19 protein-coding genes are annotated in these 23,429 nt (G+C 31.1%); 12 read left to right on the top strand and 7 right to left on the bottom strand.

Annotated elements, in window-relative coordinates; all coding sequences use genetic code 11:
* Positions 1 to 187 precede the first annotated feature (187 nt).
* The 7 genes from JML65_RS06535 (at position 188) to JML65_RS06505 (ending at position 10,173) form a co-directional block, all read left to right on the top strand.
* Positions 188 to 2,809, top strand: coding sequence for a P-loop NTPase fold protein (locus JML65_RS06535; protein WP_202270270.1), 2,622 nt, complete (start codon positions 188 to 190; stop codon positions 2,807 to 2,809).
* A complete protein-coding gene (locus JML65_RS06530; protein WP_202270269.1) occupies positions 2,802 to 4,484 on the top strand; it encodes a DUF6035 family protein in 1,683 nt (560 codons plus the stop codon). The genes JML65_RS06535 and JML65_RS06530 overlap by 8 nt, the downstream gene beginning before the upstream one ends.
* A gap of 341 nt (positions 4,485 to 4,825) precedes the next feature.
* Positions 4,826 to 5,221, top strand: a complete 396-nt coding sequence (locus JML65_RS06525) for a hypothetical protein (RefSeq protein ID WP_202270268.1) — start codon at positions 4,826 to 4,828, stop codon at positions 5,219 to 5,221.
* A 1-nt stretch (position 5,222) separates the two neighbouring features.
* The gene (locus tag JML65_RS06520; protein ID WP_202270267.1) at positions 5,223 to 5,753 is read left to right on the top strand and encodes a hypothetical protein; all 531 of its coding nucleotides are present in this window, start codon (positions 5,223 to 5,225) and stop codon (positions 5,751 to 5,753) included.
* A gap of 4 nt (positions 5,754 to 5,757) precedes the next feature.
* A complete protein-coding gene (locus JML65_RS06515) occupies positions 5,758 to 6,078 on the top strand; it encodes a hypothetical protein (protein WP_202270266.1) in 321 nt (106 codons plus the stop codon).
* A 331-nt stretch (positions 6,079 to 6,409) separates the two neighbouring features.
* Positions 6,410 to 8,491 (top strand): ATP-dependent nuclease, encoded by a 2,082-nt coding sequence (locus JML65_RS06510; protein WP_202270265.1) that lies wholly within the window; start codon positions 6,410 to 6,412, stop codon positions 8,489 to 8,491.
* The gene (locus JML65_RS06505) at positions 8,482 to 10,173 is read left to right on the top strand and encodes a UvrD-helicase domain-containing protein (protein WP_202270264.1); all 1,692 of its coding nucleotides are present in this window, start codon (positions 8,482 to 8,484) and stop codon (positions 10,171 to 10,173) included. Before JML65_RS06510 ends, JML65_RS06505 begins: the two co-directional genes overlap by 10 nt.
* 73 nt (positions 10,174 to 10,246) lie before the next feature.
* Here JML65_RS06505 and JML65_RS06500 read toward each other — a convergent pair whose 3' ends face one another.
* The 6 genes from JML65_RS06500 to mnmE all read right to left on the bottom strand — a co-directional run bounded on the left by JML65_RS06500 (position 10,247) and on the right by mnmE (position 16,214).
* On the bottom strand, positions 10,247 to 11,143 hold the full coding sequence (locus JML65_RS06500; protein WP_202270263.1) for a hypothetical protein: 897 nt from the start codon (positions 11,141 to 11,143) through the stop codon (positions 10,247 to 10,249).
* A 17-nt stretch (positions 11,144 to 11,160) separates the two neighbouring features.
* On the bottom strand, positions 11,161 to 11,469 hold the full coding sequence (locus tag JML65_RS23975) for a helix-turn-helix domain-containing protein (protein WP_202270262.1): 309 nt from the start codon (positions 11,467 to 11,469) through the stop codon (positions 11,161 to 11,163).
* 257 nt (positions 11,470 to 11,726) lie between these two features.
* Positions 11,727 to 12,794, bottom strand: coding sequence for a hypothetical protein (locus JML65_RS06490; protein WP_202270261.1), 1,068 nt, complete (start codon positions 12,792 to 12,794; stop codon positions 11,727 to 11,729).
* Complete coding sequence (locus JML65_RS06485) at positions 12,791 to 14,017, bottom strand: tyrosine-type recombinase/integrase (protein ID WP_202270260.1); 1,227 nt, start codon at positions 14,015 to 14,017, stop codon at positions 12,791 to 12,793. Before JML65_RS06485 ends, JML65_RS06490 begins: the two co-directional genes overlap by 4 nt.
* Entirely contained in the window at positions 14,010 to 14,561 is a 552-nt protein-coding gene (locus JML65_RS06480) for a helix-turn-helix domain-containing protein (protein WP_202270259.1), read from the bottom strand. Before JML65_RS06480 ends, JML65_RS06485 begins: the two co-directional genes overlap by 8 nt.
* Before the next feature lie 267 nt (positions 14,562 to 14,828).
* The gene (gene mnmE, locus JML65_RS06475) at positions 14,829 to 16,214 is read right to left on the bottom strand and encodes a tRNA uridine-5-carboxymethylaminomethyl(34) synthesis GTPase MnmE (RefSeq protein ID WP_047486685.1); all 1,386 of its coding nucleotides are present in this window, start codon (positions 16,212 to 16,214) and stop codon (positions 14,829 to 14,831) included.
* Between the two features lie 435 nt (positions 16,215 to 16,649).
* On the opposite strand from mnmE, the gene JML65_RS06470 reads away from it, so the two are divergent.
* Both JML65_RS06470 and JML65_RS06465 read left to right on the top strand, forming a co-directional pair.
* Positions 16,650 to 17,702, top strand: a complete 1,053-nt coding sequence (locus JML65_RS06470) for a hypothetical protein (protein WP_202270258.1) — start codon at positions 16,650 to 16,652, stop codon at positions 17,700 to 17,702.
* A gap of 19 nt (positions 17,703 to 17,721) precedes the next feature.
* Positions 17,722 to 18,237, top strand: coding sequence for a hypothetical protein (locus JML65_RS06465; protein WP_202270257.1), 516 nt, complete (start codon positions 17,722 to 17,724; stop codon positions 18,235 to 18,237).
* Between the two features lie 1,036 nt (positions 18,238 to 19,273).
* On the opposite strand, the gene JML65_RS06460 is transcribed toward JML65_RS06465, so the two are convergent.
* Positions 19,274 to 19,744 carry an Lrp/AsnC family transcriptional regulator gene (locus JML65_RS06460; protein ID WP_047486679.1) on the bottom strand — a complete coding sequence of 157 codons (471 nt, stop codon included), beginning with the start codon at positions 19,742 to 19,744 and terminating at the stop codon, positions 19,274 to 19,276.
* A gap of 142 nt (positions 19,745 to 19,886) precedes the next feature.
* Between JML65_RS06460 and JML65_RS06455 the strand changes: the two genes are divergently transcribed.
* The 3 genes from JML65_RS06455 (at position 19,887) to JML65_RS06445 (ending at position 23,324) form a co-directional block, all read left to right on the top strand.
* The gene (locus JML65_RS06455; RefSeq protein ID WP_202270256.1) at positions 19,887 to 21,278 is read left to right on the top strand and encodes an MFS transporter; all 1,392 of its coding nucleotides are present in this window, start codon (positions 19,887 to 19,889) and stop codon (positions 21,276 to 21,278) included.
* A gap of 119 nt (positions 21,279 to 21,397) precedes the next feature.
* Positions 21,398 to 22,147, top strand: a complete 750-nt coding sequence (locus tag JML65_RS06450; protein ID WP_202270255.1) for a metallophosphoesterase — start codon at positions 21,398 to 21,400, stop codon at positions 22,145 to 22,147.
* 262 nt (positions 22,148 to 22,409) lie between these two features.
* Entirely contained in the window at positions 22,410 to 23,324 is a 915-nt protein-coding gene (locus JML65_RS06445) for a helix-turn-helix domain-containing protein (RefSeq protein WP_084087223.1), read from the top strand.
* Positions 23,325 to 23,429 lie beyond the last annotated feature (105 nt).

Genomic DNA, 23,429 nt, shown 5'->3' with positions numbered 1-23,429 from the left:
GGGTTACAGTCTAAAAATGTTCAGAAAAAGTGTTCAGGTTTTTACACCTCCCAAAAACTTTTACCCGACTTTCTACAGGTGGGGGTAGTACCAAAAACTTGCCCTATGGTGGGGTACTTTTGCTTAGATACCTTCTATATTGATAGATATTGTTGAGATTTATAAATATATTTGTAAAAAGCATCAGATGAAGTATATCGAAAAGCATAAAACCTTAATTATTTTATTAGTTTTTTTTGTAGCCTTTAACCATTTTCTAACCTCCCTCTATCAAGAATTTATTGTTGATAAATTTTTAGTAAAAGCAGACAATTCAATATTGATGGACGGTATTATTATTTTGCTTTTTATCTTCTCTATAATCTGGACTATATCGAAAATAAAAAAAGGATTTTTTGTAAAATCCGAAAAACTGATTTATCCAGTCATTGGCATCATTGCTTATACAATAATTAGATTAAATTATTGTGATTCTTTGATTCCCTTCAAACATTTCGAAGTTCTAAAATATTTTGACTTTATATATATCATTTGTTTAATTCCTGTTGCTTTAACACTTGCTTTACCAAAGCCAACTAATAATAATCAAAATGATAAATTTTATGATGATAACCCTATTGACAAAAGTGATAATGATATTTTAGGAAGGAAAACAAAGGCAATTCAAATTGCCAGATTGGTAAAAAATAACAAATCAAAAAGTTCAATTGCTATTGGAATTGTAGGTAAATGGGGTGATGGAAAGTCTTCATTCATGAATTTAATTGAAGAAAATTTAAAGGAAGACAAAAGATTTATAATCGTACAATTTAATAGTTGGCTTAATATTTCAGTCAAATCAATTATTCAAGACTTTTTTAATACCGTTGAAAAAGAAATCGCGCCTCATAGTTTTGACATTTCTAAAGAACTAAAAAAATACGCAAGTAACGTTTTATCAGTAAACAAAAATACTACCACTGAAACTCTTTTAAATACCGTTAATTTATTGCCCGAAAATAGTCTTTCGGACGAGTTTGATAGTCTAAATAAGCTTTTAAATAGGTTGAATAAAAAGGTTATTGTTTTTTTTGATGATTTAGACAGACTACAGCCTAATGAGGTATTTGAAGTTCTAAAATTAATAAGAAACACCGCATCATTTGATGTTTTCAACTACATTGTAGGATATGACAAAGAATATATTAATGAAGCACTTAAAAATAATCAAATCCCAAATCCTGAAAAATATTGTGAAAAAATATTTTTGAAAGAATTTCCATTAGCTCCAATAACACAAAAAGACATTAATAAATACATTAAAGTAAGATTTATAGAATTTCTGCCAACAAAGCAGGATGAGATAAATGAAGCATTTTCTGATATCAACTTACACTTAGATTACTACCAAGGAAATGTTTTTGCTTCTATTAAGAATATCAGAAATGCTAAGAGATACTTAAATGAGCTCCGAATAAGTATAGAAGGAATAGAAAATGAAGTTGATTTGAAAGACTTCATGTTAGTAAAACTCTTAAAATTCTCATACTATGATGTTTATAGATTATTGTTTGATAAACAACAGTTTATTGATAATCGAGGGAACGATGGCTATAATGGACAAGAAAAGTTCAATAATTATAAATTGAGAGAAAAAGAGAGTGACACGAAGAGCTTACCTTTTTCTCTCAACAAATCATTTAATAAATCAGTACTGAAAGATACAATTGAAAAAATGGGAGTTTATAGCAGTTCTGATATTATAGATATTACGGTAATCTGTAATAGAATCTTCAAAGATAATTACATAAAGGGAACTACTACATCACTTTCTTTAGCTTATGGTCAAAACTATTATAAATATTTCAATGATGAAATTAGTGATACAAATTTTCTGAAAGAGGATTTTTTAATTTTCATCATTTCAGATTTTTCAAAAATGACAGAAATTGTTAATAAAGCGAAATCTGAAGACAAACTAGTTGATTTAATGCTGTTTATATATAAATTGAACATTTTTGAAGATATAGCTACAAAAAGTCAATACGAGAACTTAATAAAAATATTATTTTACATTGCTAATTTAGATTCGAACGGAAGGCAAAGATATTTTGGTATAGATGAGAAATTTCTTTACGAAACCATGAGTAACTATAATAATAAATTGGTTACAACATTTGATTATAGTAACGAAAATGAATTAAAACAATTTCTAAAGTCAGTATTTTATCAAGAAAAGATTTATTATGACTTTGAAGTCGATTACTTAAAAAATATATACAATTATTACGGCACAAGTGATTCTTTGAAAATACCTTTTACGAAGGAAGAAATCATAGAATACTTAGTGTTTTGTTTCAATTGTAATATTAAACAAATAGAGTCCATAGATTCTGTTTTTTGGGATTGCTATGGTCTGTGTTTCATAAGAGATTGGAGAAAAGCAGACTCAAGAAATTACACTAGTTACACAAAATTTATTGAGCCAAATAAGGAGAAATTTTTAGATGAAATTATGCCAAGATATTTGGATGATTACTTAGTGCGTATAGTTATGCCACAAGACTGGTATGGAGAAGATAAAAATAATTTTAAAGTAGGGATATCAAACAACTCGCCAATTGGATTATTTGGTTCAATTCAAGGTCTTATTGATTATCTTGAATCTGACAAACTGAAACAAAAACTCTCCGAGTATCCGTCAGAATTTATTACTGAGTTTTTAGATTTCGCAAAAAAACTAGAGAGTGAAAAAGAATTAATTGATTATAATTTCACGTATCATCCTATGAAACAAAAACTTGAAAACTCAATAAGAAGTTATGACTAATTCAAGAAGTATAAAATTTGCCAAAGACAAAATCACAGGAAAATATTTAAGTGCTGACGAAATCTTCAACGATAGACAGGTTGGCTTTGAGTATAGAACACAATACAACCGCAAGGAGATTAAGCCCTATTGTGTTGAATGTGGCGAGAAATTAATCATTTCTTCGAGTAAATATCATAATATTCATTTTAAGCATACTGATTCGGAAATACCTTGTATTTTAAAAGAGAGTCTTTCGCAAGAAGAAAAAGATATTTTTTCTCAAATTAGTCACACTAAAGAGTCGGAAAGACATATTTATTTAAAAAATTCTATCGGTGAAAAGCTTTTAACAACAAAAGATGTTAAAAATGTAAGAGTAGATGACCATTTTATTTATGATGGTTACGACAAAAGAAGACCCGACGTTTATTGTGAGTTTTTAGATAAAAAAATTGTTTTTGAGATTCAACTTTCACAACTTTCTCAGAAATATATTTTAAGTAGATATGATTTTTACAAAAAAAAGGAAATTTATTTAATATGGGTATTAGATGATTTAAACATATTAGAAGGTACTTCCCAAATGGCAAAAGACATCAAATATCTATCAACCCATCAAAATTATTTTAAATTCGATGAAAGTTCAGACAGTCTGTATCTTGAATGTAAATATAAATCTACTCATTTATCATCCATAAATGAATTTTATGATACATGGAATACTGTCAGAATAGGATTAGATTATCTATATTTTGATAATGCTAATAATGAAGTATTTTTCTATGATTTTGGAAAAGAAAAATTTCTTATTGAAGAAGTTCAAAGAAAGAATAGGATTGAAGAACAGAAGCGAAAAAATGAAGAAGAAAAGAAGAAACGCTTACAGCAGATTAAATGGAAAGTCGATGCTATCTGTAGTGAAATTAATGAAACCAAGAATAGTGTATTAAAAAATTTCAGCGCAATAAAAAATAAACTTTTTAGTTTTGATTATGAAGAACTTGACCAATTAAATAAAAAATTATCAATTGATTCTAAATTTGCACTTCAACGTTGGTTAAAGTTGGCAGATAATGAAAGTTTCAATTTCCTAAAATTTATTTATGAAAATTATGATTTTGTTTATGATATTAATATTGTAGACCCAGAAGGAAATACAGTATTAGATATTCTTTTCAAAAGAAAAGATTTGAAGAACAAAGACTTAATATTTGAACTTATTATTAAGCGTGGATATAAAATCAATGACAGAGATGAAAAATACTTGTTTGAATTTTATAAAGACACTCCAGAAGTAGCTGAAAATATGATTATGCTTTCTAACTTCGCTAAAAACTTTGAAAATTCGAGTTTTAGAGGATATTTATTTCAGTTTAAAAACATAATCAGAATTATTGAATCAGCAAAGCAAGGCAGAATTATTGGATATGCCTTTAAGGATGATGAATGGATAAAATTCGCTAATAATACCCTTTATTCAAATGCAAAGTATTGGGAGTACATAGAAATAGCTTTCAAGCATTATGGATTATATGATAAATTAATTTTACTTGATAGAAAAAAAACTTTTCAAAATAAGCTGAATCAATATTATACTAATCCTGAAAAAACAGACCATAGCTTTAAATGGATTTTTAGAGAACTGTATCCTGAATTAGTGAAACCTGAAAAAGATTTTGACAATCCATTCTAAAGAAAAATTCAAAATCAGTCAAATGGTGTTGATTTTTTTAGCACTTTTGCAAACTATAAATATTGAAAACGGTTTAATTATTGATATAAAAAAATTTATCTAAAAAGCTAACTAGCTATTTTAGAAGACATCGACGATAAAATAAGTGTTGACTTATTTGCTTTGGCAGAATAAAATTTGGCGATTTTAAAATACAAACAAAGGCAAATAGTGGATACCCACCCTATGGTGTGGGGATTCTGCTTTTGTTTGTAGGGTTACGCCAAATACCTTTTCTGACGAAGTGTGAATTCCTCACACTTTTTTTATTGCTTAAAATCAATCATAAAAATTTAATAGAAATGGGTATTTTATTTTCCACAGACACCGTAAGAAGCCTTAACAAAAGGCAAAAATTGGCAATGCTAACAGTCGTAAAATCAATTTCCGACAATGCAACAGATTCAACAAAAAGATTAAATCAACAAAAAATCCTTACCAAGTATCTTTCAATATTCGAGTTGAACGACATTGCTATGTCAAATTATGAGCAACATTTAATAAGAATTGATTTAAGAAGCCTAAATCCGAATCAACGAGAGTATTTTATTGTAATGGGGCATGAGTTACTTGGCGCAATTCAAGACAGAAGATTGGAAGACTACAACATTTTATTTGAAGCTTTTCAAACCTACGGCAATATAAGTAGTTCAGAATTTTCAGGTACAATTGAACGCTTACGAGGAAACAGCTATTAATATGAGCCGATTATTTACAGTCTTTTTTTTGGCAGTCTTTATAGTATCTTGTTCAAACAATGATAGGGGCGAACTTGAAATCAATTGGGGAATTGTTGGCTTACTTTCGTTTATTGCATTTGGATATTTTTTAAGCAAAAAGGAAAGAAAAGCCGAAGATGAAACCCGAAATCTTAACGAACAAGTCAGAAATCAAAGAGGAAACCCAGTGACACAAAAACTTGTCTTTAATTACAGTAAAATCAAATTCACACACGAAATAACTTTTAAACCGATTCAAATTGCAACAGCTGAGGTTTACAAAGACAGATTTGAAATTATAATTTACCCCTACTCCGCATATTCGGGAACTTACGTTATTGTCAAATCTCAAAAGCAGGGCGACGGAATCCTAAACACTGTTGTCAAAGTTGACGGCGGGAATTTTTCTCAATACAATTCTCAAAAGCCTTGTTTCGTTCACATATCCGAACGAGCAAACATTCTTAAAATATATGATGAAAATCGAATTGGAATAATCTTAAAATTTTAAATACATGAAAAAATTAATTTTTACTTTAATGTTCGCATTACCAACTTTTTATTTCGCACAGGAAGAGAAACCGAAAGAATCACAAACAGCTAAAGAATGTGATTTGCCGAAAGATTTCAAAGAACCAATCAAAAATAACAGATTAAAGAAATTTGTTGCCATTGACAACGGTGTTGATGAAAAAGAGGTAACTATAATCAGAGCGCAAAATGGATTCGGTAGTGGGATTTATACAGCCTGTGTGAAAGGACAACCAATCCAATATCAAAAAATGGGAACTGTGTTTATGCGCGAAGGAAAAAATCCTTTTAACAATGCAAAATGATATTGCAGTTTCAGAGAGCGTGTACTCCACCATTTGAATTTAAACAGTACAGCATTTGGGATGATGTATCACTTATTTTGATACTGTTTGTATATCTCATTTTGTATATCGGAAGTGCCTATTACCTAATGAAAGGGTTGAAACTCACAATCAATACACTGAAAAAGTACTTCAAAAAAGAAAAATGCTAATGCTTTAAAACCTGTTTATAACAGGTTTTTTTCTTGTATTCACTTAAAAGCAGTAGTAATTTGTAATATTTATGGTTTCCCATAATTCAGAGATTGCAAAAATTCTTAAATTGTTAAAAAATAAAAACTAATTCCTAAAAATGTTTATATCACAAATTAAAATTGAAAATTTTAGAAATTTCAAAGAGAAAACTATATTATTCAATGATGGCATCAACGTTATTATTGGGCATAATAATTCAGGAAAGTCTAATCTTATTAAAGCTCTTTCTTTAGTACTGGACAATCAAAGGTCAAAAAAATTAGATATTGACGATTTTAATCAAAATATTACGTTACCAGAGCTTAAAGCTAATCCCCCTAAAATCAGTATTGAGGTAACAATCAAGAAAGGTAGCTTTGAAAGTGAAGATGATTTGGTTACTGTAGCAAATTGGCTTACAAAATTAGATGTTAATTACGAAGCTACATTAACTTATGAGTTCTTTTTACCCGAAAAACAAATAACAAGTTATAAAGAAAGATTAGCCGAAATTCCTGATGACGCTTCAGACGCAATTTTCAAATGTTGGAAAACTATTAAGCATGATTTTTTGAGGTTTTATACTCATAAAATATGGGGAGGAGATGTTCTTAATCAAAATAGTGCAGATTCAGAATCATTGAACAAATTTGATTTTCAATTTTTAGATGCTATAAGAGATGTTGAAAGAGATATGTTGACAGGCAGAAATACTCTTTTAAGGGAAGTTTTTGATTTCTTTATGGATTATGATATTAAAATTGATTCGACAAAAGATTCAGCACAAAAACACGGAGAAATAAAGGTTAGAAAAGTTGATTTTTCTCATAAAGCACAAGTTTTAGTAGATGACTTAAATGTTAGAATAGCATCTGGTAAAACAGAAATACTTTCTTATGCCAATGATACAGGAGCGTCATTCAACAATGCTAAACCAGATTTTGAGGGAATAATTTCGGAATTAGAAATGTACAATGTTTTAAAGTTAATTGTTGAATATGAAAGCGGAATAAAAATACCTGCAACACATAATGGCTTAGGGTATAATAATCTAATTTATATGTCATTGCTACTCGCAAAAATGCAAGTCAATGCTGATCCCAATTATTTAGATAATAATGCAAAGGTCTTTTCAACATTAGTAATAGAAGAACCAGAAGCACATTTGCATCCTGCAATGCAATATAAGTTTCTAAAATTTTTAAATGAAAATAAAAGAAAAAGAAAAGTAAGGCAAATATTTGTTACAAGCCATTCAACACATATTACATCTGCTGTAAACCTAGATGAAATTATTTGCTTACATAATGATGGTAGTCAAACAAACGTTGGTTATCCTTCTAAAACTTTTGTTGATGCAGCAGGAGTAGTACAAGAAAATAGCAAAAAATATGTTGAAAGATTTCTTGATGCAACAAAATCAGATATGCTTTTTGCACAAAAAGTCTTATTTGTTGAGGGACTTGCAGAACAAATTTTAATGTCAATTTTTGCAAAATATCTTGATAAATCATTAGAAGATAATCATGTAGCTATCATTAATATAAATGGAAGATATTTTGACCATTTTTTATATCTCTTTGATACTAATAAAGAATTTGCAATTTCAAAACAAGTTGTTTGCTTAACGGATAAAGACCCCCAAAGAAGAAATAAAACTATAACGGGAGCTCGATTTAATAAATGTTATCCTTTTGAATATGATATTGACTCTACTACCTACGAATATCAGAGAAATAGTATTGATAGTTCATACAATGAGGGAAACCATCCCAACATAACCTTCTATTCACAAAACGATGCTCAGGGTAAGACTTTAGAATACGAGATTGCATATCATAATCCTAATTCAAAACTAATCTTAACAGATTTCATTGATAATCGAGAAGAATTAGAGGAATTGATGAGGTTGTATAATGATGGTACTTCAACAATTGCACAATTCATTGAGGAATTGAGAAAGAGCAAAGAAAATGATAGAATTATTGAAAGTATTAATAATGTAACTACTTTATCTGACGATGAGAAGAAAAGGTCAATAATTGCTTCTCGCTATTTAAATTCAGTCGGAAAAGGCGAAAACGCTTTAGACCTAGCACTAAAATTGAAAAATAATCTTGAAAAAAGAGGAACTTCAGAATATCAAGATTTTATAATACCTGAATATATACAAAAAGCAATTAATAAGTTATGTCCGTAATAGAAATAGATTCAGATACATCATTGACGAACGTTGATACTCATTTTAAAGTTTCAGCGGGTCCAGGAGCAGGAAAAACATATTGGATTGTCAATCACATAAAAAATATTCTTTCTAATTCTGACAAATTAGCTAAAACAAGAAAAATTCTTTGTATTACTTACACAAATATTGCTACAGAAACAATATTAAAAAGATTAGGTAATGCGTCTGTGCAAGTTGAAATTTCAACTATTCATAGTTTTCTTTATAATCATATTCTCAAACCATATGCTTCATTTATTGCGAGTGATTATGATTTAAATGTCTCTCAGATTGATGGTCATGATGATATAATATTATCAAACTATAGTTTCCTTAATAATTGGAAAGCTCGTACAAGGCAACAAAGACTGAATGATGATAAAATAATTATTAAAGCATTTAATAATTTGAAATGGAAATTCAATGATGAGGGCGAATTAGTTGCAAAAACCGATTACCCTTTTACGATAGGTGGATATCCTATTAGAAATGATTCATATATGGAATACAAAAAGATGGCGTGGGAAAAAGGAGTTATTCATCATGACGATGTTTTATTTCTAAGTTATCAAATCATTAAAAAGTTCCCTTTTGTATCATCAGTCATTTCTGCAAAATTTCCTTATATTTTGGTTGATGAATTTCAGGATAGCAATCCGATTCAAGTTGAAATATTAAAAGAGTTGGCAAATTTATCTAAAATAGGAATTATTGGAGATGTTGCTCAATCCATTTATGAATTTCAAGGAGCAGATTCCGAGCAATTCAATTCTTTTAATTTACCTTCACAACAAAACTTTTTTTTACTACATAATAGAAGGAGTTCGAACGAAATAATAGACTTCTTAAACTCAATAAGAACCGATATCACTCAACAATATTATAGAAATATTACTGTAGATTCACCTACCTTACTTGTTGGTGATATGGTTTCCGCACTTCAACAAAGTAAAAGTGATTGTGATGGTGACATATATACTCTATCATACAAGAATATAACTTCAAATGCATTAAAGGCAGAATTAAATGGAACAGGAATAAACGATAACTTGCTCGAAGAGCTTAGATATAATGATTCTAATAAAGACAGAGTTAATTTAATTTATACTTGTGTAAAAGCTATTGCATATACTAAAGAATCAAAATTTAAAGATGCCTTAAACACATTTGAAAAATATTTTAATTTTAAAAGTGATAAAATAAAAGGAAGGAAAAAAGCATTAAAATACATTTCAATTTTAATGGAGAACTATGAAACATATAAAACCTATTCTTTACTTGAGTTTTCTAACTTTATAAAGGATAATATTGACACTACATTAGTAAAAGTTTCCAGAGGAGCAGTAAAAACTCATTACGAAAATCATACTTTTGAGCAGTTCTATTTGTGTGTTAAAATTCCAGAAGATAAAAGTTTTCATAAAACTATTCACAAAGCAAAAGGTGACGAATTTGATAATGTTCTACTGATATTAACTGACGAAAATGACCTCAAATTTATAACTGAATCAAACTTACAACATGACGAAAAACATAGAATAAGATATGTTGCTGTAAGTAGAGCGAGGGATAGGCTATTTATTAGTGTACCAAGTTTAGATAGTGCTTTAGAGACTCAATTATCAACAAATTACAATTTTAATATTGTTAGGCTTTAAATAAAAGTAGGAAAATAATTTCCTACTTTTTTGTTGTAACAACAGTTACGGTAACTTATACAATGTCCGTAAACTAACTATCTAATAACTCTCCAAACTTACTATCCATAAGGTCTAACAGTATGTTTTTATGTTCCAATAAATTATTTTTATCAAAATATGGATAGACTTTTTTTGATTCAATTTTGAATTTATCGTCATCCAATTCTGACCAAAATTTATGGGCACAATATTTATAAAGCTTATTTTTCTTATAATTTGTGAATTGTCTGTTTTCAATATCATCTACGGACATTAGCTTAAATTTCACAAGATTGTATAGCTTATCATACAAGAAAATAAGATTATCCCTATCTTCCAAATCACTTAACACAAAGATTCCATTTTTATTAAATTCTCTTTTATCTAAAAACTTAACTTCAACTCTCAAAATATTCTCTCCATTACATTGTTGTCTGCCTTTGTGATAAATTTTCAATCTATAATTACCTTTTTCAAATTCTTTATACACTTGTTCATCATTGGGTGGAGGTAATTTTGATGCAGGACAAAAATCGTAAAGCACACATTCATTAAGAATAAAGTGGTCTAAATCAAAAGGCAATCTTAAATTCAAACCAAATTCTAAACTTTGTGAAAGGTGTAGATTTTCAGGAGAAAATTTAATTTGTTCCTCCAAAAAATCAATGGAATTTACAATCGCCGAGCGACTAAAATCATTATAATTCCCATCAATGTTATGCACAAACTTATTATAAAAATGATGTAGTGAATTGTGAATATATGCTCCTTGATTGGTAATTTTTAGTTCCATATTTTCAAAGTCCTTTTTGTATGTTTCATACAAAACAGCTTCATTTTTAGTTTTATCAAATCGTGAATAGCTGATTTTTTCGAGATTGTAATTTTCTTTCATTATTCCAAGAATTTCATTTTTATCAGGAAAATATGCTTTGATGTAATCTATCATGTCTCTAAGAATTAAGATTAAACATATTTTCTACTATCAAATCCACGATTTACTTCAGCACCAATCATTGAAATTGATTTGTACTGAATTCCTGAAGCAATCTCCTTGATTAACTCACGTTTTAAAACAAGAAACTTATTAGTAATCTTGCATTTGTATGCAGGAATTAATCCTGAATTAATCTTTTGAACTATTACTCGCTCGTTCATATCGAGAAGTTCTGCAACATCTTTTACTGTTAAAACAGCTTTTGAAAGAGCTATTTCACTCAATTTTTCTAATTCTGTTGCGTAAGCAGTTAAGTAATTTTTTACTTCTGTCTGCACCAATTTTTCGATTATTAAATCGAAATTTCCGTTATGACTGGATTTCGTCGTGTTATGTTTTACTTCCATAACACAACACCCATCAACAATTTAGCAATAGTGCCAAAAATGAAAAAACTCCCACGTCACCATAGGAGTTTTAAATATTTGATTTTAAACACATTATGCAATTAATAAAATAACATCTGATTAATCAACTCAAATTTTATCGGAAAAAATGAAAAAAAATGAAAAATTTTTCAAAGGTGGAGTGAAGATTATGCGATAATTTTTTTCAGTAAGTCAAATGTGCTTTCAAGGTCAGCTAAAATTTTAAAATTAGTTGATTTCTTTTTGCTTTTAAGTTCTTCTCTTGAAATCTCCGAATCATTTTTAAGAATAAAATAATCAGCCAAAATTTTCCAATGCTCTCCTTCTGCATCCTGAATAATTTTATCATCTTCCATTATTTTATAAAATGTAGCTAAAGATGTAATATCTTTCTCCCAAAGGATTTTTGGTAATTCTCGTCTTTTGTTGTCGAAAAGGTCATAAACTTGTTCAAAAGTGGTTATCTCAGAAATAAATCCTTTTTCTATCAAATTTTGTTTAATGGATTCAACAATTTTGGTTCTTGCTTCCATATCTTTTAAGTTTTTATAGGTTTTTCTCGGTGCAAACTTAAATGATTGAACTTCTTTCTTAGAAGGATAAACAAGCTTTTTTAAAGCTTCAAAATTTTCAGTTGTAAGATAATCTACAAAATTTGAATAAAAGTCTCTAAACACTTCTAAATAAACCTCTTTAACAGCCATTCCATATTTTGCAAAGACATTTTTCTCTTTCCTAATTGCATCATCTAAATCGAAGTAATCATTGAAAAGTATTTCTGTAAGCTTGTTTATGTATAGATACTTATTTTTAGAAACAATATATTCGTGTCGGAGTAATTTCTGAGATTTAACTTTCTCCTCTATTAAAGCATTATACAGTGGCTCAAAGAAAGATACTATTTTTAATTCTCCGTTTTTATCTTCAATGCGCATTTTACCCTCAACTTTATATTCAAATTCATACTCTTTAACATGAATAAAATAATGATAGGCAATAAGATAAAAATAATCTCCTCTCATAAAGATATTTTTAAACATATCAAATCTCTCTATTTTTTCTTCATCAATTTTCAATGTTCTTATTGGCAATCTTTCTCTATCCAAAAAGAAATATCTAAGCCTGAAAAACGGATACATACCAAAATCAGTTGCATCTGTATGACCTTCTTCATAATTTTGGAATAATGATGAAAATGTAAAATCCTCATCTTGAATTGGTAAAAAGTCTATCATAGTCCTAAAATAATATTATCAATAGTGCTTATTTTTCGTTTGTCAACAATTTTTGCATAAATCTCTGTAGTACTAACATTTTTATGTCCCAGCATTTTTGAAATTAGATAAATATCTGCTCCTGCTTCTAATTGTGCTACAGCGTACGAAGTTCTGAAATTATGAAATGTTACTTTCTTCTCAATTTCTGCTTTTAAAAGCCATTTTCGTAAATTGTCATTTAGCGAATGATAAGCAATTCTTTCGAAAACAAAGTCAGTTCTGTTTTGTTTATCTCCCATAAGATTTATCGCTTCTTGGGAGATGGGATGATATTGGAATGCCGAGGTTTTCTTCATCCTGAAATCTATAAAATCTGTATCATGTCTTCTAACAACATCACCCCATTTTAGATTTGATATATCCGAATATCTCAACCCTGTTAAAAGGGCAAAAACACAATGTTTTTTTAAAACTTCATCGGGAAACTCAGTAGCAAATAGGATTTTGCACTCATCAATTGTTAGAAAATTCTTCATCACTTCTTCCTCTTCTATCCATAAGATTCTACCTTTGAAGTTTTCAGAAAGATAATTTTCTTCATAAGCCATTTCTAAAACCTGTATAAATCTTATAAAATAACTTGCTGCAGAATTTCGTTTTAGCTTGTGCTTTTTACTTCTTAATTGAAAAGAATTAAGTAGCCTATTTTTAAAATCTTCAATCAACGCTTTATCAATATCACTAAAAAGCTTATTACCATAATATTTAGAAAAATATCCATAACTAGCACTCCATGCCCCCGCTGATTTTGTGGCATTTTCTGCTTTTTCCTTAAAATACTCTGTAAAAATTTTCTTTTTATTTTCAGTTAATTTTAAGCCTTTCAACTCGGCTTCTGTATAAATATCTGGACTAATTATTTCTTTAAATCTCTTGGCTCTGTAAAGTTCAATCATCTCATTAGTCTCCTTATTATGGTGTTTTTGAGCGGGAGTCAATGTTAATTTCTTAGGATTACCATTTTTATCTTTTAAAATTTCAATTTTTGACTGTTTCTTCCCATTTGCATCTGTATAGTACACAGTCTCGCTTTGAAATTCATTATAAATAAAATAACTCGTTTTTTCATAGCGAGTCTTTTTTCCAGTTTTTCGATTGAAAACAGGAGGATAAAAATTTAGTGAAAGATTACTCTTATTACCTTTTACAAGTTTTTTTAGCACTGTTACTTTTTTACTCATTATTGAAAATTGTATTTACTAAGTTTTTGGGAACATAAACATTTTTACCTTTTGGAATTTTCGGAATATTATGTTTTTTGCATAAATGATAAAATGAACCTGAACTCACTTTAAATGTGTCTAAGACTTCGTTAATCGTGTAATAATTATCATCGCAGAAATACGGTAAATTATATTGTTTTCCTTCGTTATTTTCGGCTTTTTGACTAAAGGGTATATCTAAGTCAACCTTCCTAATTCTAACCGATTTAAAGCCTTCTAATTTGCTTAATCTACCATCTTTTAACATTCGATAAATTGATGTTCTACTAATATTAAGTAAGAGCATAACTTCTTTGATGGATAAGTAATCTTTCTTTTGGATTTCTTCAATATCATAACCTTTAATTTGTACTTCTAAATCCTTATCACTTGCTTGAATCTTTTCATCACGCTTTCTCTTTTTGTAGAATTTCTTAGCACAGTCATCGGAACAGCATTTTGTTGTAGTCTTTTTAGCTACAAACCTATTTCCGCAGAATTGACAAATTTTATTGACTTCCATAACGTTTAAATTCTCCCCAAAAATGTTTCATATTGTTTCCCCATGTTTCCCATTGTTTCAAAATGTAACATTTTTTAACGATGAAATTACAAATTTTATTCCAAATCAAATTCATAGAAACGAAATAGAAACAAATAGAATGTATATATACTGCAATATTAAATTTTGAAACAAAACGAAATGCAAATAAAAAACCCTTTAAACATTATATTTAAAGGGTTTTTCGTATTATTATAATTGCAATCTATATACAATCTAAAACACTACCTACTTTCCAATACAAAATTTCGAGAAGATATTTCCTAATATTTCGTCATTAGTGACTTCCCCTGATATCGTTCCAAGGTGTTCCAGGGCGTTTCTCAGCTCATACGCTAAAAGTTCTGTAGAAATCTGAACAGAAATAGCTTCTTTTACCTGATGTACAGCGTCCAGTGATTTATGCAAAGCTTCAAAGTGACGTTGGTTGGTAATCACTACATTGCTTTCTTCCGTTTTTAAGTGCTCAACATAAGATGATAATTCATTTTTAAGATCCTGAATGTTTTGATTTTCAACAGCAGAGATCTTAATGAAATCAAACTCATGGGTGAATGCACTTCTGAAAATATCTTCTACCGCTTCATATTTGGTAGGGATTACTTCATCAATTTTGGTAGCACAGATGATCAGCTTAAGATCATCTCTCAGCAATGAGGTGATCATTTCAATATCCTCTGAAAAGTCTTCTGTAGCAGCATCAGCCAGATAGACCAGGATATTGGCGTTTTCAACCTTTTCTTTGGCTTTCTTTACTCCGATAGCTTCTATTTCATCTACCGTTTCACGAAGTCCTGCAGTATCAATTAATCTGAAGGCATTTCCTTTAATATGGAGTACTTCCTCAATGGTATCTCTGGTGGTTCCGGCAATATTACTTACAATAGCTCTTTCTTCTTTTAATAGAGCGTTAAGAAGGGTAGATTTTCCGGCATTCGGTTTTCCGATAATAGCAACGGCTGTTCCGTTCTTAATGGCATTTCCGTACTGGAAGCTTTCGATAAGAGAATTGAGTTTCAATTCAATTTTATCCAACAGCCCACTCAACGCGGTTCTGTCGGCAAATTCCACATCTTCTTCCGCGAAATCAAGTTCCAGTTCGATGAGAGAAACAAAATTCAGAAGATCGGTTCTTAAGAATGAGATCTCGTTGGTAATTCCTCCCTTTAGCTGGTTAATGGCAACCTTTCTGGAAGCTTCATTTTCTGAAGCGATAACATCGGCAATTGCTTCTGCCTGGGAAAGGTCAATTCTTCCATTGATAAAAGCACGAAGGGTAAATTCTCCGGCTTTAGCCATTCTTGCTCCATTTTTAATCAGGGTTTCAAGAATACGTTTTCCAATATGTGGCGAACCGTGGAAGGCAATTTCCACTGAGTTTTCTGTGGTGAAACTTTTCGGAGCCAGAAAAATAGAGAGCATCACTTCATCAATTGCTTCTTCACCATCCATAAAATATCCGTAATGAATGGTATGGGACTTCTGTTTTTCCAGTTTTTTACCCGGAAAACTTTTCTGAACTATGGGTAATGCTTCATCTCCCGAAACTCTGATAATGCCTAAAGCACCTATTCCATTGGCTGTCGCCAGTGCACAAATGGTATCGTTATTCATGCTGCAAATTTAAGCTTTTTACGGCAGATTTTTAATAGACTCTATCATACACATTATCTATTATCTTGTTGGGCTTAAAAAGGCATTGTATAGAAGCTGTAAGTAAAGGTGGTATAGATATCATGAGAAATGTCATTTTATTATTTTATGATATTGTTATTGAAATTTTAAATAATAAGGAAATATTTAATAAATGGATATAGGTGCTTTTAATCTTAATGTATTGTTATTTAATTTTTTAGGTATTGTTTTAATCTCTTTTTGTTGAATTATTCTTTTGCAGAATTATAAATTTCACCGCAGAATTATGATAAATATTCTAATATCAGATTTTAGTTTGGTATGTTAATTGTAAGTTAGGCCCTCAACACATTAAAAAAAATTACATATTAATTATTAAAATATGTAAAATGTGTTAAAATAGCTTAAAGTCATATGAATAATTTAAATTTTATTGGAATTAACAAGAAAATATTTTTTCTGTTAATTTTTGTTTTCTACGGCATGGTCAATGCTCAGTGTATTCCTTATACAGGACAGGCAATACTTACGGGTAATACCTATTGCCTGAATGGAAACCTTACGGTGAGCAGCAGTATTGCAATTCCCAATGGGGCAACACTTATTATACAATCCGGGCAGTTACAGTCTGTTGATATTCAGGTTAATGGGGAATTGGATATCCTGGATGGAGCAAGTGTGAAATCTACGGGATCCATTACGATTGGAACATTCGGAACTCAGAAAAATTCAAAAATTAAATTAGGGAAGAAATCATTTCTATCTCTTACCGGATCTGTTTCTCAAGGGGATCCTTCTTTTATGGGGGCATTTCCAGGAACCAGCTCTGTTATAGAAATGGATGCAGGGAGTGTTGTGGAAATATGCGGAACATTTACCCAACAATCAACAACTTATCCTTCCGTTAAATATATAGGAGCTCCCAATGGAAAGGCTTATTGTATTGCAAAAGCTGATGTAAGTGGAGGAGGTCCCGGATCTGTTATCAGTGATGATAGCCAGATTGTTGCCATTGCTATGGGATCCGTTAGTGATCTTGGTGCTGGTGGTTCAAGTTTTTGTGGTCCAAATGCCACACAGGCTACATGTCCGTCTTTATGGCCTGATGGATTATCAAATGATAAAATGAGTTGTGGTAATGCTCCTACTATTATCAATGAAATTGATGATGTTTGTACAAAGCCCGGTGCTTTAGGAACTCCTGATGGTTTTACTAAGTTTGGAATTACTGTACAACAGAAAAATACGGCGTGGCCGGAGAATATTCCTAACGGTTTCATTGCTTTGGAATCTCAGAATAAAGGTTTTGTCATTACAAGAGTACAGCATGTAAGCCAGACACCACAACCTGGTGATGCTATCGCTGACCCAAAAGAGGGAATGCTTTTATATGATATTCAGGATAAATGTGTGAAGCTTTATAACGGTACAGAATGGAAATGCATTGAAAAAAGCTGTAATGACTAATCTAATCTATAATATACACATGAAAAATATAAAAAATATCAGTATCGCAGCTGCTCTAATCATTTTTAATTCCTTTTTTGCCCAGGTAGCTATTGATAAACAATCCGTAGACGGTAACAGTACGGTCTTGGATTTTAATAATGTTTCCAGTAACACAAAAGGATTAATTCTTCCGGCAACCTCTGGGCTTTCCACGGGAGCTTTGGTCAATGGAACTTTTATCTTTGATGTAAGTGATAAAAAAGTAAAAGTATATGAAAATGATGGGTGGAAAGACTTGTCAGAGGTGGGAAATTCAAATGCTGTACTTATCAATAATTCGGCAGAATCAGGAAAAGGTGTCGTGATCGGGGAGTCATCCAGTTCTGCAGACGGAGTTTTGGTGCTAGAAGCTCAGGATAAGGCCATGATTCTTCCAAAAGTGGCAATACCTCATGTCAACGTTAAGAATCCATACCCTGGGATGATCTGCTACGATACAGCCAGTAAGACATTGGCTATATTTGATGGGTCGGTTTGGAATTACTGGAAATAAACCCTACATCATAAAAACAGATCTTTTTAAGATATGCTCAAAACAGCTGTATAATTTCTATACAGCTGTTTTTTTTATGAAAAAATAAACGTACTAAAATTGTTGGGTGGTTTTGATGAATGAAGGTAATATACTGGCCTGTACCAGGAATATAGCCGTCTTTCAAGATTTTAAGAAAAGGTTCCCCATTGGGATGGGGTAACCTTTAATAAACAAATAATATAAGTTGTAATATCTTAAGATTGATTCATCCCTGAAAATACTTCCCGATGGGTTGTATTGTAAGATATTATTTTCATCGTAATGTAATGTGTCGATAGGCCTCTTTTTTATTTGTGTTTCTATTTTGATATTATTTGTTTAATTTTTTTAAAAAAGCCTCCCCCTTTTAGTTTCATCATTCGTGTGCTTATCATTTGTGTTGTGTTTTTTACTTTTACTAAATCTAAATCACTTAAAAGGAGGAGGCTTGCAATTCACTTTCTACTTTTTCTATACTAATTTTAAGGTCTCTGGTTTTATCTTTTTTTCTAAGTTTATATTTTTCACATTGCAAACATATCTAATAATGATAACTATTTCCAAAAAATAGCATACGACACAGCTACATCACCTATGTGTGTAGTGTGTTTGTGTATTGATAATCAATTGATTAATTTTATGTTGTTTTTGGAGTACAAATAGAATAAAAGAAATGGAAAATGATTTTTTTCGTGCGGTATACAAATTATTACCACCCATGCAGGTGATTTTTGAATAATAAAAAACACTGAAAAACATAAATTTTATGTTTTTTATTATGGAATAAGCTTTTGGGAAATTGTATTTTTTTTGAAAAAAATAAGATGTTTTTACTGGGGAGTTATTGGGGAATTAAAATTTTAAAACTGATATCTGTTTCAGCAGGAAACAGGAAAATAATATGGATTAAAATCTTAAAATGAAGGAAAGTGTTTAATTTTTTTTACATAGTTCCCACATATCTTTATCATCTTTCGGGGGACCCAAAAATGAAGCTGATTATACGCTGAAAAAATTAAAGAATTTGAGCGCTTTCTTTGATGCTGCTCATCACAAAAATACTTTTTGTCTGGCCAATTCCTTCAATTTCTGATAGCTTGTTTACAAAAAACTCATGAAATTCATCCATATTGGGAGCCAGGATTTTCAACATAAAATCAAAATCACCACTGATGTTATAGAATTCAACAACTTCCTTCAGTTTTCCAACCTCCTCAATGAATTTTCCTGCTGTTTTTTTATTGTGAACATTCAGGGCAATCATACAGATGACCATCATTCCCTTATTCACCTTTTTACGGTCTACTACGGCAGTATATTCTTTAATAATCCCTAGCTTTTCCATACGCTTAATACGTTCATGAGTAGGAGTGGGGCTTAGATTGATCCTCGCTGAAATATCCCGGACACTCATTTTAGCATCCTTCTGGAGAAGACGGAGAATTGACAGGTCTTTTTCGTCCGGAGTATAATTTTCTGTTGGCATTTGTTCTGTTTTTAGCGTAATATTTTGTCGATACAGATGTTTTGTTCTTTATTTCTACGTCTGGTTATATTATTGTTCCAAATTTACTGTAAAATTTTCACATATGTTCTGTTAATTTTAATTTTGCAGGAAATTTGAATATATGGATACAAGGAAGAATGTAATATTAATTTTAGCATCGGTGGGAACATTTGTAGAGGCTTTGGATATTGCCATTATTAATTTGACGATTCCTTCTATTCAGGAACAGTTTCATATTGGTGCAGGCACCGTTCAATGGTTGCAGACCCTCTATGTATTATTTTTTGGAGGTTTTCTGATCATTGGCGGAAAGCTTTCCGATCAGCTGGGAAGAAAGAAAATGTTTTTGTTGGGAGCTTTCATCTTTATGTTGACATCATTAGGTGCCGGATTATCTGAAAACTTTGAATCATTAGCTGTATTCCGTGCTTTGCAGGGATTGGGAGCGGCGTTTGTAATGCCGTCAGCACTGTCTATTGTGACGAATACTTTCAGAGAGGAACAGGAGCGAAACCGTGCCATTGGAATTTTCAGTTCTTTTGCAGCCATAGGCTCCGGAAGCGGTCTTTCTGTAGGAGGGATTATCAGTACTTATCTAAGCTGGCATTGGGTATTCCTGATCAATGTTCCGATTCTTCTAATAACACTGATCCTGTCTTACTACTATTTGCCAAAAGATGAGAAAAGTGAAACCGTGCAGAAAACAGATGCTGTTTCAGGAATCCTGATGGTATTAGGTCTTTTAAGCCTAACCTATGGAACACATGAGCTGATTCATATTAAAGAGCAGCCTTTCCTGGTGATAGGATCTTTAGTACTTGCCGTGGTACTTTTAGTATGGGTCTTCTACCGATTGAGGTCTGTAGCTGAACCGTTAATTGATTTACAACTATTTAAATATAAGTCATTGGTGGTTTCTAATGCGGCTTTCTTTAGTCTTGGAGCATTCTTTATTGGGTTTTTATTTCTGATTTCGTTAATGCTTCAGAAAGATATGGGATACAGCGCTGCTTCAGCAGGATTAATGCTGGTTCCCTTCAGTATTGTATCTGCTTTGACCGCTAAATTTATTTTACCTCAGGTTTCTAAACGATTAAATTCTTCCCAAATGGGAATTTTTGGATGGTTATTTATGCTGACGGGAGGAATATTATTATTGGTATCTGTCTATACGGGACATCCGTTAACACTAGTGTTATTGGGAGCTGCGTGTATTTCAGGAATTGGAATGACCTTCTGTTTTACAGCTTTATCCGTCATGGGAATTCAGGATGTTGAACCTTCCAATTACGGTGTGGCATCAAGTTTGAGTTCTACAAGTTACTTCTTGGGAGCTGGGATTGGTTTATCCTTCATGACTTTAATGAGTCAGATTTTTCCATCAGAATTTGCGGTGGGAAGTCTGAATCTGATTATTCTGATTGGTTACGCTGTTTTAGCACTGGGAATGTTATCCTATTTTATAATAAGAAGCTTAAAAGTGAAACGTGCTGAGATGGCAGTTTCATCATAAGCGGCCTTAAAATGACACAAACTATATGAGAGAGGAATCGGTACTTAGTGCCGGTTCTTTTTTGTTGGAAAAAAGTATTCATGGTTTACATATTAACTTGTTCTTTTTATTTTTGCGGTATGAGAATACAAATCATTAGCGATCTTCATCAGGAATTTGGAAGTACTGAACTATGTTTTGACAATTCGGATGTTGTCATATTGGCTGGAGATGTAAACTTAGGAACCAAAGGAGTAGAATGGATAAAGTCTAAGATTCCGGATAAGCCGGTAATTTATGTTCTTGGTAATCATGAATATTATAAAGGAGCATATCCAAAAACGCTTTACAAAATTAAAGAAGCGGCTCAGGGCTCAAATGTTTTTGTACTTGAAAATTCTTTTGTGGATATTGGCGGAATCCGTTTTCATGGAGCAACATTATGGACTGATTTTTCGATTTTCGGGAATGCTATGGAGTACGGAATGCTATGTCAGCCTAAAATGAATGATTACAAAATGATAAAACGTGATCCGTCTTATTCAAAACTGAGAACGGTAGATACATTTAAGATACATCAGTTTTCAAAATTATGGTTGCAGGAAAGTCTTGAAAATTCAAAAGGACTTAAAAATATTGTAGTCAGCCACCATGCACCCAGCATTCAATCTGTACCTGAAAATTATAAGGAAGATCCACTGACTTCCGCCTATGCTTCTAATCTTGAGGAATTGATAATAGAGTACCACCCATTGTACTGGATTCATGGACATATTCATACTCCCTGCAGGTATAAATTGGGACAAACCGAAGTCATCTGTAACCCACACGGATATATTGATGAAAAATATAACGGGTATGACAAGGAATTGATTATTGAGGTAGTATAAAGAGCACATAGGTGGCTGTACCGATTTACTTATTTTCATTGTGCTGTATATTTTCAGGTTGGAGTAGGATTGGTGAATAATGCAATACTTATCAATAATTGAGTAATCATTTAGCCAAAACATAAAAACAATATTTTAAGCGAAAAAGTGAGACGTATGCCTGTTAAAAATAACAGGCATCCTTTTTACCTTGTATTCCTTTGTTCTATTTCAGCCTTCGAAATTTTTTTATTCACTACCTTCGTGGCCTAATCTATCTTTGATGGCTAAAAAAAAACAGACAGAACCTGATTTTGTTTCACAATTGGCTTTTGATGAAGTTCTGGAACAGGTAGAATTTGATCTCAGGATCAAAGAATTTGTTGTCATGGAAATTGACAAAGCAAACTACATCATACAACCTAATATTCCTTACCGTTCAGACTATTTTTGTATTTTTTTAGTACAGAGGGGAAGTGTCAGTTTTCGACTCGATGATACCAGCTATGAGGTATTTCAGGGAGATGCCGTTTTTTGTCCAATGGCAGAAACTTTTTGGGTAGAAAATATCGCTGAGGATTATAGCGCTAAATATATTTTCTTTTCTGTAGACTTTATTTCTCAGGCAGGATTTAATTATAAGTCGAATAATGTGTTAAAAAGCCTGTCATCAGACCCTACTCATATCATCAGGAATGAGCCTGATATGTACAGGAAGCTTCAATTTCATCTTGATGAATTGAGAGTGCTGAATAATAAGGAAAAAGACAATTATTATTTCAATGAAATGATCTGGCATCACTTTTCGCTGGTGATCTACGAGATTGATAATTATTTCAAAAAAATAGAAAAACCACATCTGGTTACCCATAGAGAAGATGAGCTTACCACGAGTTTTTTTATCCTGGTTCAGGATCATTTCAAAGAAGAGCACAATGTTCAGTTTTATGCTGATAAATTATGCATCAGTCGGAAATACCTTACCAAAGTCATTAATAAAACGATGTTTAAATCTCCCAGAGAAATTATTCATCAGGTATTGGCTGTGGAAGCCAGGCTTTTGCTTAAAAACCCTAATTTAAACATCAATGAAGTCGCTCTGCAGCTGAAGTTTTCAGACCAGGCCTCTTTCAGTAAGTTTTTTAAAAAACATACAGGCAGGTCTCCTTTGGAATATAGAAAAGATGATTTATACTGATAATGAATGAGTTATATTGATTGACGTCTTTTTGCTAAATTTAAAGTGTAATTTTGATTAAAAATATGAATATCTCTCATTTGAATTACCTATAAATGATATTTC

Origin of the sequence: Chryseobacterium sp. KMC2 (genome assembly GCF_016756935.1) — a bacterium.
Lineage (GTDB): Bacteria > Bacteroidota > Bacteroidia > Flavobacteriales > Weeksellaceae > Chryseobacterium > Chryseobacterium rhizosphaerae.
Note: the sequence above shows the minus strand (reverse complement) of the source record. Positions and strands in the feature narration are given on the sequence as shown.

Coding starts and splice junctions, on each gene's coding strand:
- JML65_RS06535 (WP_202270270.1), top strand. CDS start 188: ATGAAGTATATCGAAAAGCATAAAACCTTAATTATTTTATTAGTTTTT.
- JML65_RS06530 (WP_202270269.1), top strand. CDS start 2,802: ATGACTAATTCAAGAAGTATAAAATTTGCCAAAGACAAAATCACAGGA.
- JML65_RS06525 (WP_202270268.1), top strand. CDS start 4,826: ATGGGTATTTTATTTTCCACAGACACCGTAAGAAGCCTTAACAAAAGG.
- JML65_RS06520 (WP_202270267.1), top strand. CDS start 5,223: ATGAGCCGATTATTTACAGTCTTTTTTTTGGCAGTCTTTATAGTATCT.
- JML65_RS06515 (WP_202270266.1), top strand. CDS start 5,758: ATGAAAAAATTAATTTTTACTTTAATGTTCGCATTACCAACTTTTTAT.
- JML65_RS06510 (WP_202270265.1), top strand. CDS start 6,410: ATGTTTATATCACAAATTAAAATTGAAAATTTTAGAAATTTCAAAGAG.
- JML65_RS06505 (WP_202270264.1), top strand. CDS start 8,482: ATGTCCGTAATAGAAATAGATTCAGATACATCATTGACGAACGTTGAT.
- JML65_RS06500 (WP_202270263.1), bottom strand. CDS start 11,143: ATGATAGATTACATCAAAGCATATTTTCCTGATAAAAATGAAATTCTT.
- JML65_RS06490 (WP_202270261.1), bottom strand. CDS start 12,794: ATGATAGACTTTTTACCAATTCAAGATGAGGATTTTACATTTTCATCA.
- JML65_RS06485 (WP_202270260.1), bottom strand. CDS start 14,017: ATGAGTAAAAAAGTAACAGTGCTAAAAAAACTTGTAAAAGGTAATAAG.
- JML65_RS06480 (WP_202270259.1), bottom strand. CDS start 14,561: ATGGAAGTCAATAAAATTTGTCAATTCTGCGGAAATAGGTTTGTAGCT.
- mnmE (WP_047486685.1), bottom strand. CDS start 16,214: ATGAATAACGATACCATTTGTGCACTGGCGACAGCCAATGGAATAGGT.
- JML65_RS06470 (WP_202270258.1), top strand. CDS start 16,650: ATGAATAATTTAAATTTTATTGGAATTAACAAGAAAATATTTTTTCTG.
- JML65_RS06465 (WP_202270257.1), top strand. CDS start 17,722: ATGAAAAATATAAAAAATATCAGTATCGCAGCTGCTCTAATCATTTTT.
- JML65_RS06460 (WP_047486679.1), bottom strand. CDS start 19,744: ATGCCAACAGAAAATTATACTCCGGACGAAAAAGACCTGTCAATTCTC.
- JML65_RS06455 (WP_202270256.1), top strand. CDS start 19,887: ATGGATACAAGGAAGAATGTAATATTAATTTTAGCATCGGTGGGAACA.
- JML65_RS06450 (WP_202270255.1), top strand. CDS start 21,398: ATGAGAATACAAATCATTAGCGATCTTCATCAGGAATTTGGAAGTACT.
- JML65_RS06445 (WP_084087223.1), top strand. CDS start 22,410: ATGGCTAAAAAAAAACAGACAGAACCTGATTTTGTTTCACAATTGGCT.